Source organism: Mesobacillus sp. (assembly GCF_049588175.1).
Lineage (GTDB): Bacteria > Bacillota > Bacilli > Bacillales > Cytobacillaceae > Mesobacillus.
Genome location: NZ_JBAVFI010000592.1, coordinates 1 through 1,614, shown reverse-complemented (window position 1 = coordinate 1,614; position 1,614 = coordinate 1). Strand labels below are relative to the sequence as shown.

The 1,614-nt window shown below is 43.8% G+C and carries 2 protein-coding genes; one reads left to right on the top strand and one right to left on the bottom strand.

Features of this window, described 5'->3' with window-relative positions:
* Positions 1 to 405 (top strand): EcsC family protein (locus WB217_RS14380; RefSeq protein WP_423993918.1); only part of this gene is annotated, 405 nt, incomplete at its 5' end.
* Between the two features lie 774 nt (positions 406 to 1,179).
* Here WB217_RS14380 and WB217_RS14375 read toward each other — a convergent pair.
* Positions 1,180 to 1,596, bottom strand: a complete 417-nt coding sequence (locus WB217_RS14375; protein ID WP_423993919.1) for a VOC family protein — start codon at positions 1,594 to 1,596, stop codon at positions 1,180 to 1,182.
* Positions 1,597 to 1,614: the final 18 nt, after the last annotated feature.

Genomic DNA, 1,614 nt, shown 5'->3' with positions numbered 1-1,614 from the left:
CCAGCGGTGATGGCCATTTCCTTAAAAACGCTGCAGGAGATTGCGATCATACATGGATATGACCCAAAGGATAAGAAAGAGCGGGTATTTATTATAAAATGTCTGCAATACTCTTCGGCTGATGTCGTCGGGAAACAGGCGATTTTAAATGAGCTTTCAGATTTTAACAATGAAAATCGATCCCGTGAAGTGATCTCTCAGCTCCAAGGCTGGCGAGAGGTTACGTTAGCCTACACGGAATCCTTCGGCTGGAAAAAGTTGCTCCAGATGGTGCCCGTAGCCGGGATTGTGTTTGGGGCATTTGCCAACCGATCGATGGTGAGTGATTTAGCAGAAACTGGGACGATGCTTTATCAGAAGAGAAGGATTTTGGAGCGGCTGGATGGGAATTCTGGGGAGAGATAATGTGTAACGAAAATGACCCGGCTTGAGTGGTTCGCCTGGTTATTTTTCTAATTTTATTATGCACAATATTTCTCACTTCAATCTGTTCGAGTGGTGATGAGAAGCGCTGCGAGAACATGTATGTTACATCGAATTTTCTCGCTCGAGTGGTCATAAGGAGGCTTATAATGACCGTTCAACTCTTTTAGACTCTCGTGAATGGTCATAAGGATACTTATTATGACCGTTCAACTCGTTTATTCTCTCGCGAATGGTCATAAGGAGCCTTGTTATGACTGTTCAACTCATTTATTCTCTCGCGAAAGGTCATAAGGAGCCTTATAATGACTGTTCAACTCGTTTATCATCTCGCGAGTGGTCATAAGGAGCATTATTATGACTGTTCAACTCGTTTAAACTCTCGCGAATGGTCATAAGGATACTTATTATGACCGCTCAACTCGTTAATTTTCCCGCGAATGGTCATAAGGAGCCTTATTATGACTGTTCAACTCGTTAATTTTCCCGCGAATGGTCATAAGGATGCTTATTATGACCGTTCAACTCGTTAATTTTCTCGCGAATGGTCATAAGGAGCCTTATTATGACTGTTCAACTCTTTTAGACTCTCGCGAATGGTCATGAGCAGCCTTACGACAACAAGTCTTCTTAGTTTTTCTCGCTCGAGAGGTGATGAGAAGCCCTCCGAGAACAACTCATCATGATTTTTTTCCATCGAGTGGTGATAGGAAGCGCTCGGAGAAAAATCCTCACTCCTTTTTCACCCGCCAATGGTCATCCAATCCCATTTGTATTTTGCAGAACAATTCTCCAGCCATCCGGGTCCGCAATTGTCACACCGGCTTTTTTCCAATAAGGGTTTTCTGGTTCGACTTCTGGATATCCCATATTATATAGCCGTTTTACGATGGCATCGCGTGCGTCTTTGTCTGGAATATAGAAAACGAGTAAGTTATCTTCCGTTGGCGCAGGGCAAGGACTGCCGTTTTCATGTTGAGTGAATTCCAAGTGATATCCTGTTTCAGGAAGCCCCAGCATCACTCCGTCATAGCCATCATGCTTTTCAAACCTGCCAACTACTTTCAGCCCAACACCATAACTGTAAAATTCAACTACCTTATCCAGCTGATCCGTCGGACGAGCAATTCTGAATTGAACAACAGGCAGCTTCTCAGACCATTTCTCTTTCATAACAGCACCTCCATCTCC

Bases quoted from the DNA above. Each gene is read 5' to 3' on its own strand.
- WB217_RS14375 (WP_423993919.1), bottom strand. From the start codon at position 1,596: ATGAAAGAGAAATGGTCTGAGAAGCTGCCTGTTGTTCAATTCAGAATT.